We start from the raw sequence: 23,304 nt of genomic DNA on the forward strand, positions 1-23,304 counted from the left end.
ATCTCGCCGCGTCGGATGCGCTTTGGCGGCGCGTCGAGCGCCGGTTCGGCGCGCGCCCGGAGGCGCAGAGCGCGCGCAGCTATGGCGCGGGCCTGCCGCTGACAGATGCGGAGCGTTCCGCGTTCGAGCAGTTTCTGCAATGGGACGAGGCGGCCCGCTTTGGCGGAGACGGAGCATTCCAGCCGCCGGCGCCGGAGCAGCTGAAGGGCGTCTGTCAGGTGATCAAAAGGCGGCATAGAACGGGCCAACAAAACCGTTCAGGCTGGATTCCGCGCTAAATCTTAAAGAATATAAAACCACCGATTCCTTTGTGAAAATGGATATTAACGCCGCCGTATGCAGCATTTTAGCATCACGGCGGTTCTTTTTGCGTGGAATGCGGGATTATTGCGTTGCGCATGAAATTAGTATTATTTATAGTAATAATTGTAATGGGTGGCGGGTGGTTCCAGAGAGAGTGAACGTTATGTTTGCAAAAATTAACGCGCGTTAGTAATGGCTGCAAGTGTTTCGGCAACGAGTCGTAATTGTAGTCGGGTGAAGAACGTTTCATTGAGGAAGCTAAGCGTTGTTTGAAGAGAGGGACTCGAAATGAGAAAACAAGCCATTCTTCTTTCATCAGTCATGATCGGGCTATCCATCCTATCTGCCGCTTGCAGCTCGAAGCGGGAGAGCCATGAACCGGTTACGCTGACCATAGCGGGCGTTATTCCGGAATTTTTTACGCAACAGCACGGCGAACAGCTCGTTCTTGACGGGCAAGAAATCAATTTGAATTTCGTTCCTTACGGGGATATGCCGCAAGATAGGGAAGGCAACATTCAATATGAGCAGCTTTTCAGCCAGTTTAGCCTGGACATCTTATTTTTCGCAGGGACTGCGGCTCTGAAGCCTTTGATTGATGGCGGTTTGGTCATGCCGCTGGACAGCTTCGCCAACGATTCCAAGGCGCTTGACGCCATCGCCCCAATGGTGCTGAACAACATTCGGAAGTCCGGCGAAGGACAACTGTATGCGTGGCCGGGAGCGTTCCGTACGGAAGCGTTGTTCTATAATAAGGAGCTGCTTGACCGTTATCATGTTCCCTATCCTGAGCAAGCATCTTCCTGGAGCGACTTGATGAAGCTGACGACGCAACTGTCGAATGCAGTGAAGAATGAATCATCCGGAATTGTTCCTTTTCTGGACCCTGGCAAGAATGATCCGGAGGAGAAGTTGTTCTGGCTTATTTACAATGCGGGGCAGTCGGAAGGGCTTCAATTGATTCAGCCGCAGACGCTGGAGGTCACTGCAAATTCCGATGGCTGGAAAGAGCTGGCGGGGTCTTTCATTGATGCTTATAAGCAAGGCGGGATCAGTAATGAAGAGTACGAGCAAGTCGGCACAATCAAACTTGAGCAGGGCGTGACGGACGAATCGAGGTATAAACCGTTTCTTGACGGGCGGGCAGCCTTCGTGTTGGGGGATCCCAGCTTGATCTATATGCTGAACAAGGCCAATTCGTCATGGTGGGGGATTGCGAATCAGCCTGGAAGCCAGCAGCTTTATTCCCAGATCAGCGAAATGTACGGCATTAATTCGAACTCGAGCCACACGGCGGAAGCGTGGAAGTTGATCGAGTATTTGACAGGCGATGAGAATATTCAAGAACAGGCAAGCAATGGCGGAGGCGGAGGCATTCAAAATGTTGGCGATTTGCCCGCACGCGTAAGTGTGCTGGAAAAAGCGCTCTCGCTTGATTTGTCTCCGTTCTATGATCAGGAACTGGCCGTTTATGGCGTGTATGATCCTTCGCCGATTCCGTCCGAGTTGTTCGTAGCCATGCGGGATGAAATGATGAAACAGATCGGATCCGTATTGAGAGGCGAGGAAACCGTTGATCAAGCGCTGACTCAATTGCAAGGCAGCCTGGAAGCGAGCAGTCGCGCTGCTTCTCAGTAATCGTACGATTATTTGGCTCAACCATCTCATTGAGGCGAGGGGAGTCCCCATACGGGAATTCCGTATCACGACTCCTCCTGCTATCCCAATTCTAGGCACATTCCCTCAACCCGCCCGGCCTTTATACTTGCCCGTGTTCACGATGGAGACGCTCACGCGTATATGACGGAGCGATTGTTCGTCCAAGGGCTGGTTTTTTAGCCGTTTCCAAGTTTGCGGATGGTTCCGGTAGAGCTGCTCTCGGAGCTTGAATACATCGCAATTGGCGCGGAGGCCGTTGAGATACGTTACCTGGATCTGTTCTTTAATGGTCTCCTCGCTCATTTGCTCCAGCTTCTGGATGCTGGCCTCCTTGATAAGCTCCGACAGCTTGCCGCGAACCCTTACCTTCACGTCGTATTGCACTTTGCTACCCGTAGTGACGGGACGAATCGAGTATATTGGCTTTTCAAGCTCCACCATGGCTACAGGCGATCCCTTCTCCGGTATTTGGATGAAGGCCTTTTCCAGATCGTGCTGTGCCCATCTGACTCCTTTCAGTTCATTATCGGACAGCCATCCCGACAACCGTTTATCGTTAAAGAAATAAGCCCCCGATATTTTGAACATCGGAACGTGCTTCTCGTCTTCGTTCCAGACGTTCTTCGTAATCGAGAGGGACGGTATCATGAGCGGTTGAGCAGGTTCGTTCATCCACGCGATCGCTTTATGTCCTTGAATCGGCGCGATGAATGAATGCTGGGCGTAGGTATCCTGCGGCGAATACATGAGCGAGTCCAGCGGCGACATGTTCAGCAGCGATTTTTGCGTAAAAATATCGGTCATTCGTTCTTTCGTTCCGTATACGAGCACGTTGTACCGGATTTCCCGGTAGCGGTTCAACGCGTTATACGCTTCGACAAGGCCCTGGCGCATTAACCCCTCGGTGACGACAACTGTCTTGACGTGTCCCCAGAACAGCCGCAATTGTGAGGTTGCATAGAGGGCATCCAGTGAACCGACAATCGTCTCGCCCTCTCCTTTGCCGATCCAGATCGGCACCTTTTTGCCGATTTGAACGCCCTCTGACCGCGCAATATTCATAAAATTTAACACCTGTACGTAAGTGGTATAATGTCCGTCCGCGTAATCCAGACCGATGGCCGTCACATAGGCCATGTTTTGAATATCCTTCGAGTTCCAGCAGCCCGAGAGCAAGGTTAGACACGAGACAAGCAACCCCGTTGCAGCAGCACGGAAAGCGATCTTGCGAAAGCCGATGGTCATGGTGCTTGCTCCGGCTGATGATCGGGATCGATCGGATGAACCTGACTCGGACGGTTCGTCATGTGTTTCCATGGAATCCGAATGAAGGCGGGCAGCAGCTCCTTCAAGCGCATCGGAGAAAACGGCGACGTATAAGGGACGCCGAACGATTGTAATCTCGACATGTACGCAGCGAACAGGACAATGCCGAGAATAACGCCGTACATGCCAAGAAAGCACCCCAGCAGAAAAATGAACAGCCGTATAACGCTGATCGTGGTGCTGAGCGTTTGATTGACGAGCGTTACGCCTGCTACGGCCGTAATCGCGCCGACGACGACGACGGACGGCGATACGAGTCCGGCGCGAATCGAAGCATCCCCGATAATGAGCCCGCCTACGACGGTGAGCGTCTGACCGATCGGATTCGGGAGGCGCACGCCGGCTTCCCGGAATATTTCAAGCAATAGCAGCAAAATAAAAAATTCCATCTGCGGCGATAGCGGCAGCCCGAGTCTGGATACGGATATAGTCGCCATCATTCGGAACGGAAGCTGGTCTTGATGGAAAGCCATGAGTGCGACCCAGATACCAGGCAGCAGCAAAGTTGCCAGCAGGCTGATCAGCCTGATCATTCTTGCGAACGAGACATAGAAGAAATTGAAGTGGATGTCTTCCGGCGACTTCATCAGCAGCGACAGTGTACCCGGTCCGATGAGCACCATCGGATTGCCGTCCACTATAATAACGAACCTTCCCGCTAGAAGACTGCTGACCGCGTAATCAGGGCGGCCGGAGAAGTCGAACATCGGCAGCACCGAATATTTATAGTCCGAAATGATTTCTTCCAGCTGCCCGAGGCTGTACAGTCCGTCGATGTCGATCTGCTGCAGACGTTTGCGCGCTTCAGCCAACACTTTGGGCGAGAGGATGTCTTGAAAATAAATAAGCCCAACCCTCGTTTTCGTACGTGTACCGACAACATACGATTCGTAGCAGAGCGAATCGCTTTTGATCCTTTTGCGAATGAGCGCCATGTTGGTCATAATTTCTTCGACGAAGCAGTCGCGCGGGCCTTTAATGGAAATTTCGGTGTTCGAATCGTTCGGCACTCGCCGAGGCGGGTCGGCTGCGTCAAGAGCGAACAGCGTATTGATGGCTGGCAAGAGCACGAGCATGCTGCCGCGGAACACGGTCTCCGCCAGTTCTTCGGGCTTGGCGGACCGGTCGACCGGCACCATCGGCAGTTCTCCCGTCCATTTCGCCTGGGTGTCTTGGAGGATACCCTTCTCGTACATAGCCAGAAGGCCCGGCAGCACGAACCTGGCAAGCATGGAACTGTCGCTTAACCCTTCTGCCAATGCGAAAATAACGCGCGATTGAGGATTCTCATTCAACTGGTACGACTGGAACGACACGTCATGAGAGTGCTTGAACACGGCCTTCAGATCGTCTTCCGTCCAATAGCCGTCGGGTCCAATTACATTAGACTCGTTCTTGTCCTGGCTTGGCTTGTCTTGGCCCGATGCATCGTTCGCGGACATAGAATTCTGACCGTTCTGCGGACTGTTATTGGTTGGACGGGTATCGGAGTCCTTGTTATTCAAGCTTGCTTGGTCAGAATCTTGGGCGTCGCTTACGCTTTTGTCCGTGTTTTGCTCATTAGAGCTGCTTCCGTTGTTGGTGTCGCTTGCATGGATTGTGTTGGTTGTGTTGCCCGCACTGCTTTCACTGCCTGAGCCGATTGCTGTGCCACCGCTATTGGAATTGCCGGAGCCAATCATATCCGCACCTCCCTTGCCGGTTTCATGATCCAAGAAATAAGCATCCACGCAGCTGAAGCTGCTAGCAGTACGATGAATGAGATTGGGAAGTACCAATGGTACAAAAACAAGTAGTAGCTGTATTCGTTAATAGGCAGTAACGAGACCGCTATGTAGCTGGCTGCGATTGTTCCGATTGTGATCAGACGGATCTTCGGGCGTTTGATCGGCAGCAAATCGGCGATAAGGAAGAGCGCCAGCGCCGTTCGGATGACAGCTCCCGATTCCCACTGGTAGATCGAGAAGAAGTCGACATGCTCCACGTAATTGCCGAGTTTGACGAGTCTCCATTGTTCGTAAGGCGATGTCATTTGCCTGGCCGCCTCATGAGGGCCGAACTCGGTAATAGCCCCGACGATCGGGCCGAGCGAAATATAGATCATGATGAGGCCGAGCAAGCCGATCTGCCAGGGCTTTACTTTGGTCTTGATATGATGCTGCATCAAGAATAAGAAGGTGAATTCAATATACCCTCCCCAACAGTAAATAAGACCGTCCCATACCCGGTCCCATCCGTGTTCGAGAACCGGCTTCAACAGGCTGTAGTCTTTCTCGGACGAGTTGGAAATGCTGACGAAATAGCCGAGCGCAATGACGAAAGGCAGCAATATGCCGGAAGTGAGCGCAATGACTCGGATGCCCCATATAGCGCTTAAAGCGCTTATTGCGACAAGGACGAAGCTTAGCACGAACGGCGGCGTAGCAGGCAAATAGTTAGAGATGGTCCATGTTGTTGTGTATGTAACGGTCATCGCGCCAATGAGGTATAGGCAGACGAGCGCCGGCAGCACGAGCAGCCAAGCCAGAACGGGATGCGTCTGCTCTGCGAGCCATGGAAGCAGCTTCTGCTGGCCCATTCGTCTCATAGCGAGCGCAAGCAAGAAACACCACGGAATAAAGAACGCCCCCGACAGGAGTATAGTTATCCATGCGTCGCGTCCGGATGCGTCCAGCAATATCGGATTCACGATGACGTGACTGACGAGTCCGCTAGCGAGCATGACGATGGTGGCTGCTTGCAGGAACGATATTTTACGAGGAATGGTTGCTGCCATAGTCGAGTCTCCCGTGCCGCGCTAAGCGTAGTAGTTGAAGTATCGGGTTTATTATGGATGGTTCGACCAATTTTATGCGCGGGGAAGGGGACGCCAAACAAACCGCCTGACAAAGCGAACAAAAAAACAGGCTGCCGGCCTTAGCCGTCCGCCTGTTTCGCTGCAAGGTCTGCAAGTATTTTTTGTTTCCGCTCTTCCCGTTCCATCGGTTTGAGGCGGGGGCAGGTATAACAATAGTAGCCGCCTTCGGTCAAGTAATAGTTGCAACAGGTCGGCTTCATCCGGTACGGCTGCTCCGGGTTGTACGGATTGTCCAGCAGCCGGTACGTATGCTTATACGGATTGCGCTTTGTTCCGAACGCGTCAGGGGGCATCTCCTCGGTCGTATAGCGGAAGTCGTCCTGAAGCTGCTGCTTGCGCTGCGGGTCCTGCTCGATGGCGATCAAATGCTCGTAAGCATACGTAATGCGGGGGAACGATCCCCACATTTGAATGCGCGGCGTGCCCGAAACGTCCGACAGCAGCTCGATGAGCGGGCGGATCGTATTGCTGTACAGCCTGTCGAACAGTTCGTTGCGCTGCTGCTCGCGCCGCGAGGGATCGATGGCGACCGCTACAAGCTCGTCGACCCGAAATCTTACCGTGTAGTACGAGTAGGTTCCTTCGATATACACAACCTCGGCCGTGAACCTCTCCGGCGAGAAATCGATCGCAGACGGATGAATAGCGACCATATAATGAAGCGCTGCACTGAACAAAATAAAGGATGAAGTCAAATACATGCCGCCGACCGTAGGGTCTAGTCCCTGGATGAGCGGGGTATATACGTCGAGGAGCCGCTTCATATGCGGTTCGTCGTACAGGTCGCTAAGCTTGAAGGATGCGATAGGAGACGGGTGCGGCTGAAAAGTTAAGCCGAACTGCTGCTCCATCAATTGGCGTTCCTCCGCCTTGAACAAACGGATCAGCTCCTTGGATGTTGTCGTTAGTATATGTAATGAGAAAAATTATCAATTGGTGTATTTGTCAATGATAAAGGTTCTCAATTGTAAAGTCAATATGACATGCGCGGGAGTCTGAGCGAAATTAAGGCGCCGTAGCAGCAAGAGACGGCCGTTCGGGCGGGGCTTGTTCTTGACTGGGCGGAATGCGGTTATATATAATGACTACATTCATGATGGAGGGCGTGCGTCCATTGGCGATCTCAACGGCTTAGGCGTTGATATATTTAGCTAGCGACTATCATTAGGAGGATCTCATGAACAAACCGAATGAAATTATCGTCGTCCTTGATTTCGGGGGACAGTACAACCAGCTTATCGCACGGCGCATTCGCGACCTTGGCGTGTACAGTGAGCTGCTGCCTTACAACACGTCCGTCGAGAAGCTTCGTGCAATCAATCCGAAGGGCATCGTCTTCTCCGGCGGTCCAGCAAGCGTGTATGAGGAGAACTCGCCGCTGGTCGATCCAGGCGTGTACGATCTAGGCGTACCGATCTTCGGTATTTGCTACGGCATGCAGCTCATGTCGCACCAGCTTGAGGGCAAAGTACAACGTGCGGGCAAACGCGAATATGGCAAAGCGGAAGTTGACTTCGTAACCGACTTCGCGCTGACGAGCGGTCTTGATGCGAAACAAACGGTATGGATGAGTCACAGCGACCTCGTCGTCGAGCCGCCGACAGGCTTCACCGTAACGGGCAGCACGGAGCATGCGCCAATCGCAGCGATGAGCAACCCGTCGCGCAACTTCCACGCGGTGCAATTCCATCCGGAAGTCCGCCACTCCGTCTACGGCAACGAAATGATCCGCAACTTCCTGTTCAACGTGTGCGGCTGCGAAGGCACATGGAGCATGGAAACGTTCATTGAAGATACGATTCGCGACATCCGCGAGCAAGTGGGCGACAAGAAAGTACTGTGCGGCCTGTCCGGAGGCGTCGATTCTTCGGTTGTTGCGATGCTGATTCACAAGGCAGTCGGCGATCAACTGACGTGTATGTTCATCGACCACGGCATGCTGCGTAAGAACGAAGCTGAGGAAGTAATGGAGACTTTCGTCGGCAAGTTTGATATGAAGGTAGTCAAAATCGATGCAAGCGAACGCTTCCTCGGCAAGCTGAAGGGCGTAACCGATCCGGAGCAGAAGCGCAAAATCATCGGCAACGAGTTCATTTACGTATTCGACGAAGAGTCGGCGAAGCTTGGAGATTTTGATTTCCTCGCACAAGGAACGCTGTATACGGATATCGTTGAGAGCGGTACGGCAACGGCGCAGACGATCAAGTCGCACCACAATGTCGGAGGCTTGCCTGAAGACATGAAATTCCAGCTCGTCGAGCCGCTGAAGGCGCTGTTCAAGGACGAGGTTCGTAAGGTTGGCGCGGAATGCGGCCTGCCAGACGTAATCGTTAACCGTCAGCCATTCCCGGGCCCGGGTCTTGCGATCCGCGTTCTTGGTGAAGTGACAGAGGACAAGCTGCACATCGTACGCGAATCCGATGCGATTCTGCGCGACGAAATCGCGAAGGCTGGCTTGGATCGCGAGATCTGGCAATACTTCACGGCGCTTCCGGGCATGAAGAGCGTCGGCGTTATGGGGGATGCGCGTACGTACTCGTACACGGTCGGCATCCGCGCCGTAACGTCGATCGACGGCATGACGGCAGACTGGGCGCGCATTCCTTGGGACGTGCTCGAGAAAATCTCCGTTCGTATCGTTAACGAGGTCGACAACGTTAACCGGATCGTCTACGACGTCACGTCAAAGCCGCCGGCAACGATCGAGTGGGAATAGAACGGATTGATTCAATGTAGAAAAATGCTGAAAGCCCTTGATACATAAGGGTTTTCAGTGTTAACTACATTGTATTTCCGACAACACCTGCAACAATAGAGTGCAATAATTACTCTCTTTTATCTGCGTTGTTTAGCAAATAGAAGGGAGTATTTTTTATGGTAAAAATCAGAGAACTCATTGAGGATTTTAAGTTGAACCAAGAAGTTTTAGGTCGAGATAAGAAGTACATTGATCTTTGTATATTTCGATTGAACAGGTGGGAGCAGTATACGGTAAGTGTATTAGGCATTTCCGAGATTGAGGATGTAACACAACTTCATATCAAAAAATATATAAAGGAGCGCCAAAGCAGCGGTAGCGAATCGAACTCAACAATCAATAATAATATCGCAACGTTGAAGGTGTTTTTTCAGTACCTAGTGAATGAAGAATTTATTGCTGAACAGGATAATCCATTGCGAAGGGTTCGGAATCTCAAGGAAGAGAAGAAGGTCATTGTCACATTCAATGATGATGAAGTATCATCTCACAAGAAAAAGAACCTACGCTAAGGTTCTTTTTCTTGTGTTTAATTATTTGGAGGTGAAATGATGAAAGGCACTACGTTTTTGTTAGTTTTGTTGTTGATCCTATCAGGATGTGCTGCAAAACCATCTGACTCAATTGAAAACCGTGTTGTCACAGATACAACGAAAATTGAATCCAGTACCACACCATTAAACGCAGGACTTCACCATATTTCTGAGTTTTCAATGCATGATAACGATAAAGGCTGGGTATTATCGGGTGATGAACAAGGATACAAATATTTGTACCATACACAAGACAGGTTACAACATTTGCAAGATCGTACTCCATGGAGCATGAAACAACATGTATTTTTCTTCGCTCTCAATGACCAAAGTGCATGGGCGGTATGGGAAGATGACAATGAAAAGCAACTTCTGATCTGGCATACAAACAATGGCGGGGTAGACTGGTCTCAAAGTTCTTTTAATGAAACGATTGGAGAACGTGGAGCAGGATTTCACAATCTGTACTTTATCTCAGATCAGATCGGCTGGATGCATATTACGGATAACAGTGGAGCTGATTTTTCTACCTCCCTCATTTACTTTACCGACACAGGCGGGGATTCGTGGAAACCGATTGTAACCCAATCAGATGCCAACATAAAGCTTGGAGTTGAAGGGAATAAAGGGAAAATCATGTTTAAGAATCAGAAAGAAGGATTCCTTGGAACAACTCATGTTGCTAAGACCCCTGTCTGGTATCGCAGTCATGATAGTGGGAATTCATGGGGACTCGAACCTCTTATAGAGGCTACAGATCATTCTGGAGAAGAACGCATCTTCACCGTCGACACACCGATCTTTTTCGATGATAAACAAGGAATAGCTGCAGTCACGGGCAATCAACTTTATTCGATATTCACAACCCAAGATGGCGGGAGTACTTGGATAGAGCGATTCACTAATCCAAGCCCTAATATAAATCAATTGTCTGCTATCGACACTGAACACCTCTGGGCCGTGGATAATAAATTCGATCTCATTCACATTGATAACATCGAGGATCAGTGGCAAACGGTAATCAATGCTGAAAAAATATCGGGGATTAAAAATTCGATCATACAATCCTCTCAATTCATTACAGACCATGAGGGATGGGTATCCGTCGGACCCGCAGGAGCTTCAGCGAACATTTACCATACAGTAGATGGAGGGGCATCATGGGAAGAACTTGAACCAATTATAGACTGAGATTGCACTTATGGGCCTCTGCCAAGAAATTAGACATTAATATATGTATGGTCGAAAGCTTCAAGTTACAATTTTTATTCATGTATCGTAAAAATACTCCCTTCCGCTTGCGGTGTCCGCAGGCAGAAGGGAGTATTTTTATTTGCCGTATAGGATGACGTAATCAACACCTAAAAAAGATAAATGAAAGCGTTTCATTTTTTTTATTTTATGTTAAGCTTGATTTAAGGTTGGGCGTGTATATTGATAGCAGATAAGTTGATTGCAGAACTTTAACGCAATGAAACATATATTGCATGCTGGCTTCTTAGTCCGATCTATTACGGCTATGCGAAGGGAGAATTGGCATGAAGACCAATAGAGTAAGATTATTAACCGCGAGCGCGCTTGTTCTAGCTTTGACATTAAGCGCAGGCGCTTGGCGGAATGATGATGCGGTATACGCAAACGGCGGTTCACAATTGTCAGCTTCGGCCGACTCCGATGATGCTGGGGCCGATGGATCGGCACATAGGAAGAAGGATCGCGACTCGGCGCACAGCGTCTTCCGGCTTTTCTCGGACGAGCGTGTGGCAGCCGCGCTTGGCTTGTCGGCCGATGATTTGACCGCGGGGCTGAAGGCAGACAAGTCTTTGGCTGAACTAGCCAAGGAGCGGGGAGCAGACGCATCGGCGGTCCAAGCGGTCGTCGAATCGGCGCTCAAGGAGAAACTGGACGGGAAGCTGTCGGCAGGCAATGTGACGCAGGAGCAATACGGCAAGCAGGCGGACAGACTGGCCGACTTTGCAGTGATATTGATGAACAGCAAGCACGGGGACAGCCGCGAAGCGGTGACAACGGAGCTTAAGGCTGAACGGAGCGCAGAACGCGAAGCGGCTAGGCTGGAACGTAAGGCGGAGCACAGTGCGGAACGCAAAGCTGCGAAGGCAGAGCGTAGAGCAGAGCATAGAGCGGAACGGGAAGCAGCCAAGGCGGAACGCGAAGCAGACAAGTAAGTCGAAACGCGAAGCGGAGAGTATGCAGTGTATGAGCAAAGCGAGCATTCCGCGATTGCCACGCTGCGAGCGGTACGATGACGACGGGGTTGTCCAATTAGGACAACCCCGTTTTTATTGATATGGCGAATGCACAAACTACATCCTTTTGTACCGCTCTCCGGCCATACTCGCTCTATGACGCCAAACGCCTGCATTTTGTGCAGGCATTTCTTCATCATCGCATAACCGCTGGCACCTAACGCAAAACAGCTGAACTTCATTGCATTTCATACAATAAAAACATACCGAATGAACCATGTATGAAGGCCTCATTGTATTCCATACAATGAAAAAAGCTCAGTAAGTGGTGAATCAAGCTCATTTGGTACCTATACCCCGATTCTCCTCATTGTACGAAGTACAACGGAGCTACTTTTTCTGCTCTAAGCGGTGGTTTTCATTGCATAGAATGCAATGAAACCTTCGTAAATCCTCGCTCTGCATCCTTTTGTACCGCTCTCCGGCCATATTCGCTCTGTGGCGCCAAATGCCTGCACATTCGCTATGCAATCAACCCTTTGATTGTCGCACCAAACGGGCCAATTTAACTGTACAAAATGCAATGAAATTAGCTGCAAAGCCGCAAAGTGTGTCAACAAAGCTAGCTAAGAAGCTGGACAGTATGTCAACAAAGCCAGCTAAGAAGCCGCACAGTGAGCGAACAAAGCGGCTCCCCCTCATTCCGGCTACTGGGACGGTGAGAAAGGGCAAGCGGACATCAATATCCGGGGATTTTCCAGCTATTACCGAAAGTTGAAAGCCTTTTCACGTTTCATTGTTCGTAAATTACGATTGACAAAGCGGCGGGTCGCTCCTTAGAATGATTAAGGATATTAAACGACAAACAAAATATCTTTTCGTATAATCTCAAGAATTGGCTTGGGAGTCTCTACGAGATCACCGTAAATGATCTGGCTACGAAAAGACAGGGAAGACAACCGCGCTACCGGTCCGACGCGCGTGTGTGTATGTTTTCCCTGTTTTTGCGGAACCTAGGAGAGATACGAAGCGAGAGCTTCCATTTCCCTAGGTTTTTTGTTTGTTCCACCACATTTTTTAGGGAGGCTTATTCAAAAAATGGAACGTTTCTTTCGACTAAAGGAACACGGAACAAATGTGCGGACAGAAATCATGGCGGGCTTGACGACTTTCATGACCATGGCGTATATTTTGGCGCTGAACCCGAACATCTTGTCTGCAACAGGACTGGATTGGACGAGCATTTTCCTCGCGACGGCGCTTGCGGGCGGTATCTTTACGGTCGCTATGGGCTTGTTCGTTAACTTCCCAGTTGCGCTTGCACCGGGTATGGGTCTTAACGCATATTTCGCAACGACGGTATTGACTTCTAATGGTAAAATAACGCCGGAGATCGCTTTGACGGCCGTCTTTATTTCCGGTTTGATCTTCATCGTGCTGACGGTGACGAAGGTTCGCCAAATGCTGATTACGGCCGTGCCGGACAGCCTGAAGCATGCAATTACAGCCGGTATCGGTCTGTTCATTACGATTATCGGTTTGAAAAATAGCGGCATGCTGACGGTTGCCGTTGAGAATACGGTAACGGATGTGCCGAAAGGCATTTTCACGGACGTGCTTGGTTTTGAAACGGTCTTCCACTTGGGCAGCCTGGAAAACAACGGCGTCGTTCTGACGATCGTCGGTATTTTCCTGATTGCGATTCTGATGGTTATGCGCGTACCAGGCGCTATTCTGTGGGGCATTATCGGTACGACGATCATCGCAATTCTGATGGGTGAAGTGGACGTTAACAAGACGCTTTCGGGCCAAACGTGGGCGCCTGACTTCGGTCAACTGAACTTCTGGAACTTTGATTTCAACGGTGTGATGGAAGCGGGCCTCATCTCGGTCGTCTTGACGTTCACGTTCGTTGAATTGTTCGATACGTTCGGCACTCTCGTCGGTACGGCTAGCCGTGCAGGCTTGATGAAGGACGAAGCGGAAGGTAAGAAACGTATCGGTAAAGCAATGCTCGTCGATGCAGTAGCGGTAGGCGGCGGCGCTGTGCTCGGCACAAGTACGGTAACGGCATACGTCGAAAGCTCCGCAGGCGTTGCGCAAGGCGGCCGTACAGGTCTGACGTCGGTTACGACCGGTATTTGCTTCCTGCTCGCGCTGTTCCTGTCGCCGCTCGTTGCGCTCGTTCCGGGCTCGGCAACGGCAGCAGCTCTCGTCATCGTCGGCGTGCTGATGATGTCGTCGGTGAAGCATATCGACTTCTCCGACATGGTGTACGCGATCCCGTCGTTCCTGACGCTGGCGCTTATGCCATTTACGTACAACATCGCGAACGGCATCTCTTTCGGCATCGTATCGTACGTGCTGCTCGCTGTCATTGCCAATGTGACGAAGAAAGGCGACCAGAACGGCGGCTACAAGGTTCACCCGCTGATGTGGATTCTTGCCATTCTGATCATCCTTCGTTATGTATATATCGGAAGCCAAGGCTAATCGACCTGGTTGCTTCCGAGCAGCAGAACACCCCCGCGCGGACCGGCGCAGGGGTGTTCTTTCGTTCTTTTTGTTCTCACGTTAAGAGCCCCACTTCAGCGTCATCGTCAGATTGCAGCAGGTCGAGGAGGCATCAGGCGGTTCGATCGTAATGACGACGCCGCTCGGCGTATAGCGGGTCTGGATGCGGGAGCCGGGTGCGGCGGACTTTATCATTCGGTCGACCTCCTGCTGATGGCCGGCTTGAGCGGCTGTCATAAGCGTAGTGGCGAAGGAGTGCTCCGTCAACTTGGCTATGACTTTCGAAGCATCTTGCACCATTGGCTGAAATGTATGCGCGGATCGTTCCAGCATAGCGGGGTTGACAGGGGGCAACTCACGGTATCCATATTCCATTGGCCGGCGAGCATAGTTGATGCAGGTCATCGAATCGTATCCTCCCGGATTTTCACTATAAGTTATGGTTCATCGTATGGAGCGGACAACCGATAGGTGAATGGAACTATAGCCTCTTCCAGCTGGACCAATTGTAGTGTAGGATAGAAGAAATGATTATCGGCGGAGAGTGTGAAGGATGGATCAGTTGCTCGTATCGAAGCTCGGATTTTGGCTGAAACGGAATTACCGCAACATATGCAACTTCCTCGATCAGAGGCTGGAGTCGTTAGGTGTAACGAACTCGCAGCTCGGCGTATTAATGATGCTGTGGGAAGAACAGGGCGTTACGCAGAAGCAGATCGTTCGAGTGCTCGGCATTCAGCCTGCATCGATTACGTTTCTGCTGAAGGGGCTGGAGGAGAAAGGTCTTATTACGCGCGAACAGGATAAGACGGATACTCGAGTAAACCGCATCTATTTGACAGAGAGAGGCAAGCAGCTTCAACCGGAGGCCATGGCGATTGTGGAGGAAGGCGAAAGGAAAATCCGTGACCAGTTCTCGGATGAAGAGGTTGCGCTTATGCTGATGTGGATGAAACGAATCGATACCAATTTCGAGGCTTGACTTGCAACAGATGAAATAGGGGCTGTTCCTTGCGCTGTACGACGTACGCGGGGAACAGCCCTTGTTAGGTATCGGGATGGACTTGTGGAAACCGTTATGTATAGAATGTACGGAGAACGACATTTCGAGAGGAGTCGGCAGTCATGTTATTGAAGGAAGCGATCCGCACAAGACGGAGCATCGGTAAAGTTAAGCCGGACCCGGTCGATAAAGCGCTGATAGAGGAAATGATCGAGGACGCAACTTGGGCGCCGAACCATCACGGCACCGAGCCATGGAAGTTTATTGTCATGACGGGAGAGGGAAGAAGGACGCTTGGCGAAGCTTATGCGCGAATCGCCGGGGAAGCCGTCAGCGGGCTGAGCGCCGGCGAGTTGGAAGAGCGGCTCGACAAAGAACGGGCGAAGGCCAATCGTGCGCCGGTTGTTATCGCTGCGGTATGTTCGCCGTCTGACAATCCGAAGGCGACGGCCATTGAGGAGCTTGCCGCAGCGCACGCAGCGGTGCAGAACCTGCTGCTCTCCGCGCATTCGCACGGACTTGGCGCCGTGTGGCGCAGCGGAGATCCGATGTATCATCCGTTCATGCATGAAGCGTTCGGTCTAGGCGAGAAGGAATCGCTCGTCGGACTGATCTATATCGGATATCCGGATATGAAAGATCTGCCGGGCAAACGGCAGCCGGCCGCTTCGAAGACGGTGTGGCTGGAGGGATAGTGCCCCGCGAACAAGAACGGTGGAGCGTGACCGACTGGTCAGCTCCACCGTTCTTTTTTCCGGAAACTGACTACGACTACACGCGCTTCGCCACATTAAAGTTGGAGCCGAGCAGCACCCAGTTCTGTCTGAATGGAGTGCCGAGCACCCAGTAACTTACGCCGCGCAGATGCAGCGCTTTGACGAGATTGAACTTGGCCTGCACGCTTCGCGCGTCCTCGAACCATACCTCATGCTGTACTCCGCTATCGTCGTAATAGCGGAAGAACGGCGATTGGCTCGGTCCGTCGAACTGGATGGCCGCTCCGTATCGCGCCGCGAGCCGCACCGCATCCGGGTTGCTGATCGTCTGCGCCCACTTGTTCCCCTGCACATAAGGCAGCGTCCAGTCGTAGCCGTACAGCGGCATGCCCATCATGATTTTGTTTGCCGGCATTACCGACAGGGCGTAACGGACGACCTTCTCCACTTCGTCGATTGGCGCGACTGCACGGGGAGGTCCGCCAGACCAGCCCCATTCATACGTCATCAGAATAACGAAGTCAGCGATTTCGCCATGAGCGGGATAATCGTGCGCTTCGTACAACCGTCCTTTCTGCTCGGCGCTCGCTTTGGGCGCGAGGCAAGTGGAGAGCAGGTAACCGGCAGGGGCAAGCCGCGCTTTCAACCGCCGCAGAAACTCGTTATACGCTTCGCGGTCGGTCTGCGGTATGTATTCGAAGTCGATGTTGAGCGCCCGGTAACCTTTTTGCCGCATCGTGTCGAGGGTCGTATTGATGACTCTGTTCTGCACCGTTGTATTCGTCAGCACGGCGTGGGCGATATCGGAGTCGAACGTTCCATCCTTGAAGTTGGACAGCACCATCATCGGCAGAATGCGATGGGCACGGGCGGTCTGCAGGATCGGTCCGTCATTCGGACCCGATAGCGTGCCGTCTATGGCGACATGATAGCTGAACGGGCTGATATAAGTGAGCAAAGTGCCAATCTCGGCAACAAGCTGTTGGCCGGCTTCATCGAATTTCTCGGTATAGGCATTCACTTCGATCGTTGGTTTGGCCAGCACCGGCAGCCGCAGCCGCTGGCCGGGATAGATATAGAATGGATATGTAATGCCGTTCAGTTGGGCAATTGTCTCAGGCGTCGTCCCGTACCGGTTGGCAATCGACCACAGACTTTCTCCTTGTACGACGATATGATGATCCGCTTGCAGCGGGATGATGAGCGATTGGCCTATTACCAGCATGCCGTTGACCGGGATGCCGTTCGCTGATGCGATCGATGCAGGCGTGACCCCGAATTGCTGAGCCAATCTCCATAGTGTATCGCCTTGTTGCACGACATGAATGAACATCGTTGCTCCCTCCTATCTTCATAAGAGCGCCGCCGCCCGGTCGCCCGAACACGATGCTCGTTTCATACTCGTTATTGCTACTCTATTCGGCTGTTGCTTGATTCTGTACAAAAAAGTGAACGGACCGGTCAGAGCAGGAAGCTCTATGACGGTCCGTTCGCTGTTATTGAGACGTATGCGCGCATGAGGAAGGTTCGGCTGCTCTATTCCTCTTCTTCGTCCAGCAGGCTCTAAGCGTCTGGCCGGGGCCGATAAAGTCTTTGTTAAAGTTGTTATTGTTCGTAGCGGTGAAGAACAGAAACCGGAGGCTGGATTTATCGGTAATGCCGAGCAGCGTGAAGAGCGTAGAGGAGGGTATAAAAAAGTCGAGAAAAAGTTGGTGTTTCCGCCGAGCTCGGATCCGTCGTCTGTCATAATTGCGCGAGCGATGTCGAAATTACAGATCGTCGCAGAGAAATTTGGGCTTCCTTTGCCGTCCGTTCCTTCGGCTTGGTCGGTGAAGACGTTCGGGATTTTGACCGTATTGGCGATGAGCTGCACTGCATTGTCCAATCCGTTGACGACGAGTTCCCATTCATAAGTCGAAGGGTTGTTGTCGGTATCGAACAAGACGCCCCATGCGAAATTGCGGAGGTCGTTCTTGAATCTCGGATCGGTGTTTAAGCGCATGCGGAAATAAACATTCGTGCCGTCGAATGCATAATAAGCTGCCGGAAACTGCGCGCTGCCGACAATGTCGGTCTCGTCCGGCGACACGTCGCGAACGGGATCAACGACGATGGCGTTATTTTGTTTAAGCGGAACGTACTGTGCTTGGGAATGGCATGTGTATCCTCCGATTCACATGGATTGATCATATTTATGAAACGGCGCCAAACTACAGGAGTCGGCATTAAATTATGTATATGTGCGGAAGCTTGTTAAGGGGATATGCATACAGAAAGTTAATTTGATGGCAAATGAAGCGAAAGAAGGAGAGTGCTGTTAAAGGTTTTGAAAAACACGAACTATTTTATTAGAAATTCGAATTAATGTTCGTCTTTGCTCGTTGACAACCTTTTGCCGGATTGATAAACTAGAGAAGGCCCGTCAGATGTCGATTTCTGCGCGGCCGAAGCACTCGTATATACTCGGGAATATGGCCTGAGAGTATCTACCCGGGAACCATAAATTTTCGGACTACGAGCGGATGGGAAGAGATGACATGACATGGCTGCTTCTGGCTAGAAGCGGCTTTCGGTTGTCACCGGGCAGGTTGTCCGGGATGTTCAGTCGTGATGACGGCTGCGGCCTCCTCTTCTTGACCGTCTTCGTGTCCCGAAGCCTTCCTTATAATGGATAAGAGCTTTTGGGATTTTTTTTTGCTTTCTTGACGACATTTTCATATAAAAGGTGGTTGGATTCATGTCTGCAGCAGTTGGCGTCATTATGGGCAGCAAGTCGGACTGGGATACGATGAAATTGGCCTGCGACGTACTCGAAGAGCTTGGTATTGAGTACGAGAAGAAGGTCGTCTCCGCACATCGGACACCGGATCTTATGTTCGAATATGCAGAGAGCGCGGTAGAGCGCGGCTTGAAAGTCATTATTGCCGGCGCTGGCGGCGCAGCTCATTTGCCTGGCATGGTGGCGGCGAAGACGATACTGCCGGTTATCGGGGTGCCCGTCAAGTCTTCGAACTTGAACGGGCTAGATTCGCTGCTGTCGATCGTACAGATGCCGGGCGGCATTCCGGTCGCGACGGTTGCGATCGGCAACGCTGGAGGCACGAATGCTGGATTGCTTGCTGCACAGATGCTTGGAGCGTTTGATCCGGAGCTTCGTGCGCGCGTGGAATCGCGCCGCGAGCGGATCAAACAAGAGGTGCTGGCGAGCAGCGAGACGCTGTAAGCGGGCATGACAGAGGTAATGAGACAAGGGGGCGCGAACGCCGTGCAAGGGAGAAAGACGACGCTGCTGCCAGGCAGCACGATCGGTATTCTGGGAGGCGGCCAGCTTGGCCGCATGATGGCGCAAGCCGGCAGCGCAATGGGCTATCGGTTCGTCGCACTCGATCCGACGCCCGATGCGCCTTGCGGCCAAGTGGCGGATCAGATTGTTGCCGCATACGACGACCGTGAGGCTGCCCGTGAATTGGCGCGCCGGGCGGACGTTATCACGTACGAATTCGAGAACGTTGACGCTGGTGTAGCTGCGATGCTCATGGACGAATCGTATGTACCGCAAGGCAGTGAACTGCTTTACACGACGCAGCATCGGCTTCGCGAGAAGCGCGCGATCGAAGCGGCAGGCGTCCGGGTGGCGCCATACCGTCAGATCGGCAGCGCGGAAGAGCTTCGCTCGGCTGTTGCTGAGTTCGGTACGCCATGCGTACTGAAGACGGCGACAGGCGGCTACGACGGCAAAGGCCAGTGGGTTATTCGCAGCGAGAGCGAGATTGAGGAAGCGTATGAGACGCTCGCTCGCGCTAAGACGGAGCTGGTGCTCGAGAAGTTTATCCGTTTCGATAAGGAGCTGTCCGTCATTGCAGCGCGCAGCACGACTGGGGAAGTGAAGACGTTCCCGGCGGCGGAGAACATTCATGTCGATAATATTTTGCATCTGTCGATCGTGCCTGCCCGTATACCAGATGAGGTGCAGCGCGAGGCGGAACGGCTTGCCGGCCGTATCGCAGAAGGTCTTGGCGCAGCCGGACTTATCGCGGTGGAGTTGTTCTGGTCGGAGCAGGACGGGCTGTATGTGAACGAGCTTGCGCCGCGTCCGCACAACAGCGGCCATTACACGATGGAAGCGTGCCGGACTTCGCAGTTCGAGCAGCATGTGCGCGCGATCTGCGGTTTGCCGCTTGGCGACACGTCGCTGCTGACGCCGGTTGTTATGGTCAACGTGCTCGGCGAGCATGTCGCACCGCTCCTGGAGCGGATGGCTCTAGCGGATGAAGCGGCAGCGCAATACGGCGTTGCACCGAAGGTGCATTTGTACGGCAAGAAGGATGCAGTGAAGAAACGGAAGATGGGGCATGTCAACGTCCTGGCCGAGAATACGGACAAGGCGCTGAATTATATAGAAGCTACAAACATTTGGAAGGTGTGAAGGTACGATGTTGGAGCGTTACAGCAGACCAGAGATGAGAGCGATTTGGACCGAGGAGAACAAATTCAAAGCATGGCTCGAAGTTGAGCTTTGCGCGTGTGAGGCTTGGGTAGAGCTTGGCGTCATTCCGCGTGAAGACGTAGAAGCACTTCGTAAGAACGCAAGCTTCGATATCGACCGTATTAACGAAATCGAGCTTGAAACGCGCCATGACGTTATCGCGTTCACGCGTGCCGTATCCGAGACGGTCGGCCCTGAGCGCAAATGGGTTCACTACGGTTTGACGTCCACGGACGTCGTTGACACGGCGAACGGTTACCTGCTCCGCCAGGCGAATGAGATTCTGCGCGCCGACATTGAGCGTTTCGTTGAAATTCTTCGCGGACAAGCGGTGAAGTACAAAGATACGCCGATGATGGGACGTACGCACGGCGTACATGCAGAGCCAACGACGTTCGGTCTGAAACTGGCACTGTGGTATGAAGAAATGAAACGGAACCTTGAGCGCTTCAACCGCGCTGCTGACGGCGTTCAATTCGGTAAAATCTCCGGCGCAGTGGGCACGTACGCGAACATCGATCCGTTCGTAGAAGAGTTCGTCTGCCGCAAGCTCGGCACGAAGCCGGCTCCAATCTCGACGCAAACGCTCCAACGCGACCGCCACGCTGAATATATGGCGACGCTGGCGCTCGTCGCAACGTCGCTCGACAAGTTCGCAACGGAAATCCGCGCTTTGCAGAAGAGCGAATTCCGTGAAGTTGAAGAGCCATTCGCGAAGGGCCAGAAGGGCTCGTCCGCAATGCCGCATAAGCGCAACCCAATCGGCTGCGAGAACATTTCCGGTCTGGCGCGCGTGATCCGCGGCCACATGGTGAGTGCGTACGAGAACGTTCCGCTCTGGCATGAGCGTGACATCAGCCATTCGTCGGTTGAACGCATCATCCTGCCTGACGCAACGATGCTGCTTAACTACATGCTGAACCGCCTTGGCAACATCATCGCGAACCTGACGGTGTTCCCTGAGAATATGAAACGCAACATGATGTCGACGTATGGCGTACCATTCTCCGGCCGCATCATGACGAAGCTGATCGACAAAGGCTTCAGCCGCGAGCAAGCATACGATACGGTTCAGCCGCGCGCGATGCAAGCTTGGGAGACGCAGCGCCAGTTCCGCGACATCATCAACGAAACGCCGGAAATTACGAACGTACTGTCTTCCGAAGACCTCGACGACGCATTCAACCCGTCGTGGCACCTGAAGCACGTGAGCACGATCTTCACTCGTTTGGGTCTGGTGTAAATCAAGCGAAGAGCTGCGCGTCCCGCTGGGACGACCGCTCTCGCGAAGAACGCGCATGTCCCGCAGGGACGCGCGGTTCGGAGCTCGCACGAGGTTCGTCGTTGTATTTTGTACAACGAAGAACTGCATCAGACGGCACATAAGTGAGTTTGGTTGTAATTTGTACAATGAGAAATCCGCATAACGCACCATTACAGAACACAATCGCAGAAAACAAGCCGCGTTTCATTGCACATAATGCAATGAAACGCGTCGAACACACTTCAAGCCTTGCTTTTCGTTGTATGAAATGCAACGAGGACAAGCAGTTGGTTCCCGCAAGCATATGTCCCGCAGGGATGATCGCTCCTGCGAAGAACGCGCATGTCCCGCAGGGACGCGCAGTTCGGAGCACGCTAGGTAGCACGGCGTAGAGCGGGTCCCGTAAGGGACGACAAGCGGCTGTAAGCACGGAGTGTCAGGGGTGCGGCGAATGAATGGTGCGGAAGTGGTAACGGATTTAGATACGTAAGTAAGGGGAGCGGGTCCCGTCAGGGACGGAAAGCGGGGCACGCTCTACAGTAACAAAGCAGCGCTTTCCGGTGTCCAGAGGATGGAATCCTTGGGGCCCTCCCTTGCAGGGAGGGTTTGGGTGGGTAGCAAACCCAGGGACGGAAAGCGGGGCACGCTCCAGTAGCAACTAAACAGCGCCTTCCCGGAGTCCAGAGGACGGAAGTCCTCTGGGGCCCTCCCTTGCAGGGAGGGTTTGGGTGGGTAGCCCCTCAATGGGAGTTGAAGAAATGCAAGCATTATCATCGGCAGCCGAGTACATTAAAGCTCCGCTCGTGTACAAAGGGAAAGTGCGCGAGTTGTACGATCTGGGCGAGCACTTCCTGATCGTCGTAACGGACCGGATCAGCGCTTTCGACTATGTGTTGGACCCAGCCGTGCCGGAAAAGGGCAACGTGCTGAACCGTCTGGCAGCATTCTGGTTCGAGCAGACGGCAGACATTCAGCCGAACCACGTCGTTCATACCGATGTGGACAAGCTGGGCGACATCGTAACCGAGCCGGAGTTGCTCCGCAACCGGATTATGGTGACGAAGAAAGCAGAGCGCATCGACATTGAATGCGTCGTGCGCGGCTATATCACTGGCGGCGGATGGAGACAATACCAGCAGACGCAAGCGATCAACGGCATCGAGCTTCCGGCAGGTCTTCGCAAGAACGAGCGGTTCCAGCAGCCGATCTTCACGCCTGCAGCGAAGAACGACGTCGGCCATGACGAGGACATCCCGTTCGCGAAGATGCAAGAGCTCGTCGGAGCAGATCTCGCGACCGAGCTTCGCGACCGCAGCATCAAGCTGTACGAGTATGCGCATAGCTACTGCGCGGAGCGCGGTATCGTGCTCGCCGACTGCAAATTCGAATACGGACTGATCGACGGCAAAGTCATTTTGATCGATGAAATTTTCACGCCGGACTCTTCCCGTTTCTGGGCTACGGACAAGTTCGAACTCGACATCGAGATCGACAGCATGGACAAGGAACCGGTACGGACGTACCTCTTGGGCTCCGATTGGGACAAGAACAGCAAGCCTGATCCGCTTCCGGCAGCGGTTGTCGAAGAGACGACCCGCCGTTACCTCGATATTTACCGTCGTCTGACGGGCGCAGAACTGAACTAGGCACAGCCGGGCTAACACCCGAACGAATAGAT

Annotated in this window: 21 protein-coding genes and 2 riboswitches; of the genes, 14 read left to right on the forward strand and 7 right to left on the reverse strand. The window is 52.6% G+C overall.

Annotated elements, in window-relative coordinates:
• On the forward strand, positions 1-278 hold a 278-nt coding region (locus PKO01S_RS28795; RefSeq protein ID WP_164779608.1), incomplete at its 5' end, for a hypothetical protein.
• Between the two features lie 313 nt (positions 279-591).
• Entirely contained in the window at positions 592-1,941 is a 1,350-nt protein-coding gene (locus tag PKO01S_RS14150) for an ABC transporter substrate-binding protein (RefSeq protein WP_127532003.1), read from the forward strand.
• 105 nt (positions 1,942-2,046) lie between these two features.
• Here the strand turns inward: PKO01S_RS14150 and PKO01S_RS14155 are convergent, their stop codons facing one another.
• From PKO01S_RS14155 to PKO01S_RS14170, 4 genes are all read right to left on the reverse strand, one after another.
• On the reverse strand, positions 2,047-3,207 hold the full coding sequence (locus tag PKO01S_RS14155; RefSeq protein ID WP_164779609.1) for a Ger(x)C family spore germination protein: 1,161 nt from the start codon (positions 3,205-3,207) through the stop codon (positions 2,047-2,049).
• Positions 3,204-5,003: a spore germination protein gene (locus PKO01S_RS14160; RefSeq protein ID WP_246070579.1), complete on the reverse strand. Its 1,800-nt coding sequence runs from the start codon at positions 5,001-5,003 to the stop codon at positions 3,204-3,206. The genes PKO01S_RS14155 and PKO01S_RS14160 overlap by 4 nt, the downstream gene beginning before the upstream one ends.
• Positions 4,967-6,064 (reverse strand): endospore germination permease, encoded by a 1,098-nt coding sequence (locus PKO01S_RS14165; protein WP_127532005.1) that lies wholly within the window; start codon positions 6,062-6,064, stop codon positions 4,967-4,969. The genes PKO01S_RS14160 and PKO01S_RS14165 overlap by 37 nt, the downstream gene beginning before the upstream one ends.
• Positions 6,065-6,204: 140 nt before the next feature.
• Positions 6,205-7,023: a (2Fe-2S)-binding protein gene (locus PKO01S_RS14170; protein ID WP_127532006.1), complete on the reverse strand. Its 819-nt coding sequence runs from the start codon at positions 7,021-7,023 to the stop codon at positions 6,205-6,207.
• A 299-nt stretch (positions 7,024-7,322) separates the two neighbouring features.
• Between PKO01S_RS14170 and guaA the strand changes: the two genes are divergently transcribed.
• The 5 genes from guaA to PKO01S_RS14195 all read left to right on the forward strand — a co-directional run bounded on the left by guaA (position 7,323) and on the right by PKO01S_RS14195 (position 14,136).
• Positions 7,323-8,861 (forward strand): glutamine-hydrolyzing GMP synthase, encoded by a 1,539-nt coding sequence (gene guaA, locus PKO01S_RS14175; protein WP_127532007.1) that lies wholly within the window; start codon positions 7,323-7,325, stop codon positions 8,859-8,861.
• Positions 8,862-9,019: 158 nt separating this feature from the next.
• Entirely contained in the window at positions 9,020-9,415 is a 396-nt protein-coding gene (locus PKO01S_RS14180) for a site-specific integrase (RefSeq protein ID WP_127532008.1), read from the forward strand.
• Positions 9,416-9,454: 39 nt separating this feature from the next.
• Positions 9,455-10,627 carry a WD40/YVTN/BNR-like repeat-containing protein gene (locus PKO01S_RS14185; RefSeq protein ID WP_127532009.1) on the forward strand — a complete coding sequence of 391 codons (1,173 nt, stop codon included), beginning with the start codon at positions 9,455-9,457 and terminating at the stop codon, positions 10,625-10,627.
• 347 nt (positions 10,628-10,974) lie between these two features.
• On the forward strand, positions 10,975-11,622 hold the full coding sequence (locus tag PKO01S_RS14190; protein ID WP_127532010.1) for a hypothetical protein: 648 nt from the start codon (positions 10,975-10,977) through the stop codon (positions 11,620-11,622).
• 879 nt (positions 11,623-12,501) lie between these two features.
• Positions 12,502-12,602: riboswitch (purine riboswitch) on the forward strand.
• Between the two features lie 139 nt (positions 12,603-12,741).
• A complete protein-coding gene (locus PKO01S_RS14195) occupies positions 12,742-14,136 on the forward strand; it encodes an NCS2 family permease (RefSeq protein WP_127532011.1) in 1,395 nt (464 codons plus the stop codon).
• A gap of 81 nt (positions 14,137-14,217) precedes the next feature.
• On the opposite strand, the gene PKO01S_RS14200 is transcribed toward PKO01S_RS14195, so the two are convergent.
• Positions 14,218-14,562 (reverse strand): hypothetical protein, encoded by a 345-nt coding sequence (locus PKO01S_RS14200; protein WP_127532012.1) that lies wholly within the window; start codon positions 14,560-14,562, stop codon positions 14,218-14,220.
• A gap of 148 nt (positions 14,563-14,710) precedes the next feature.
• Between PKO01S_RS14200 and PKO01S_RS14205 the strand changes: the two genes are divergently transcribed.
• Both PKO01S_RS14205 and PKO01S_RS14210 read left to right on the forward strand, forming a co-directional pair.
• The gene (locus tag PKO01S_RS14205) at positions 14,711-15,139 is read left to right on the forward strand and encodes a MarR family winged helix-turn-helix transcriptional regulator (RefSeq protein ID WP_127532013.1); all 429 of its coding nucleotides are present in this window, start codon (positions 14,711-14,713) and stop codon (positions 15,137-15,139) included.
• 143 nt (positions 15,140-15,282) lie between these two features.
• A complete protein-coding gene (locus tag PKO01S_RS14210) occupies positions 15,283-15,855 on the forward strand; it encodes a nitroreductase family protein (protein ID WP_127532014.1) in 573 nt (190 codons plus the stop codon).
• A gap of 76 nt (positions 15,856-15,931) precedes the next feature.
• Here the strand turns inward: PKO01S_RS14210 and PKO01S_RS14215 are convergent, their stop codons facing one another.
• Complete coding sequence (locus PKO01S_RS14215) at positions 15,932-17,209, reverse strand: LysM peptidoglycan-binding domain-containing protein (protein ID WP_127532015.1); 1,278 nt, start codon at positions 17,207-17,209, stop codon at positions 15,932-15,934.
• An 18-nt stretch (positions 17,210-17,227) separates the two neighbouring features.
• Complete coding sequence (locus PKO01S_RS14220) at positions 17,228-17,965, reverse strand: hypothetical protein (protein WP_127532016.1); 738 nt, start codon at positions 17,963-17,965, stop codon at positions 17,228-17,230.
• Positions 17,966-18,309: 344 nt separating this feature from the next.
• A riboswitch (purine riboswitch) is annotated at positions 18,310-18,411 on the forward strand.
• A 2-nt stretch (positions 18,412-18,413) separates the two neighbouring features.
• Here PKO01S_RS14220 and PKO01S_RS28800 point away from each other — a divergent pair.
• The 5 genes from PKO01S_RS28800 (at position 18,414) to PKO01S_RS14240 (ending at position 23,272) form a co-directional block, all read left to right on the forward strand.
• On the forward strand, positions 18,414-18,551 hold the full coding sequence (locus tag PKO01S_RS28800) for a hypothetical protein (protein WP_164779610.1): 138 nt from the start codon (positions 18,414-18,416) through the stop codon (positions 18,549-18,551).
• 62 nt (positions 18,552-18,613) lie between these two features.
• The gene (purE, locus tag PKO01S_RS14225) at positions 18,614-19,099 is read left to right on the forward strand and encodes a 5-(carboxyamino)imidazole ribonucleotide mutase (RefSeq protein WP_127532017.1); all 486 of its coding nucleotides are present in this window, start codon (positions 18,614-18,616) and stop codon (positions 19,097-19,099) included.
• 18 nt (positions 19,100-19,117) lie between these two features.
• On the forward strand, positions 19,118-20,302 hold the full coding sequence (gene purK, locus PKO01S_RS14230) for a 5-(carboxyamino)imidazole ribonucleotide synthase (protein ID WP_127532018.1): 1,185 nt from the start codon (positions 19,118-19,120) through the stop codon (positions 20,300-20,302).
• Positions 20,303-20,309: 7 nt separating this feature from the next.
• Positions 20,310-21,605, forward strand: coding sequence for an adenylosuccinate lyase (gene purB, locus PKO01S_RS14235; RefSeq protein WP_127532019.1), 1,296 nt, complete (start codon positions 20,310-20,312; stop codon positions 21,603-21,605).
• A 779-nt stretch (positions 21,606-22,384) separates the two neighbouring features.
• Positions 22,385-23,272 (forward strand): phosphoribosylaminoimidazolesuccinocarboxamide synthase, encoded by an 888-nt coding sequence (locus tag PKO01S_RS14240; protein ID WP_127532020.1) that lies wholly within the window; start codon positions 22,385-22,387, stop codon positions 23,270-23,272.
• The last annotated feature ends 32 nt before the right edge of the window (positions 23,273-23,304 follow it).

The organism is Paenibacillus kobensis NBRC 15729, from assembly GCF_004000825.1.
Lineage (GTDB): Bacteria > Bacillota > Bacilli > Paenibacillales > Paenibacillaceae > Paenibacillus_T > Paenibacillus_T kobensis.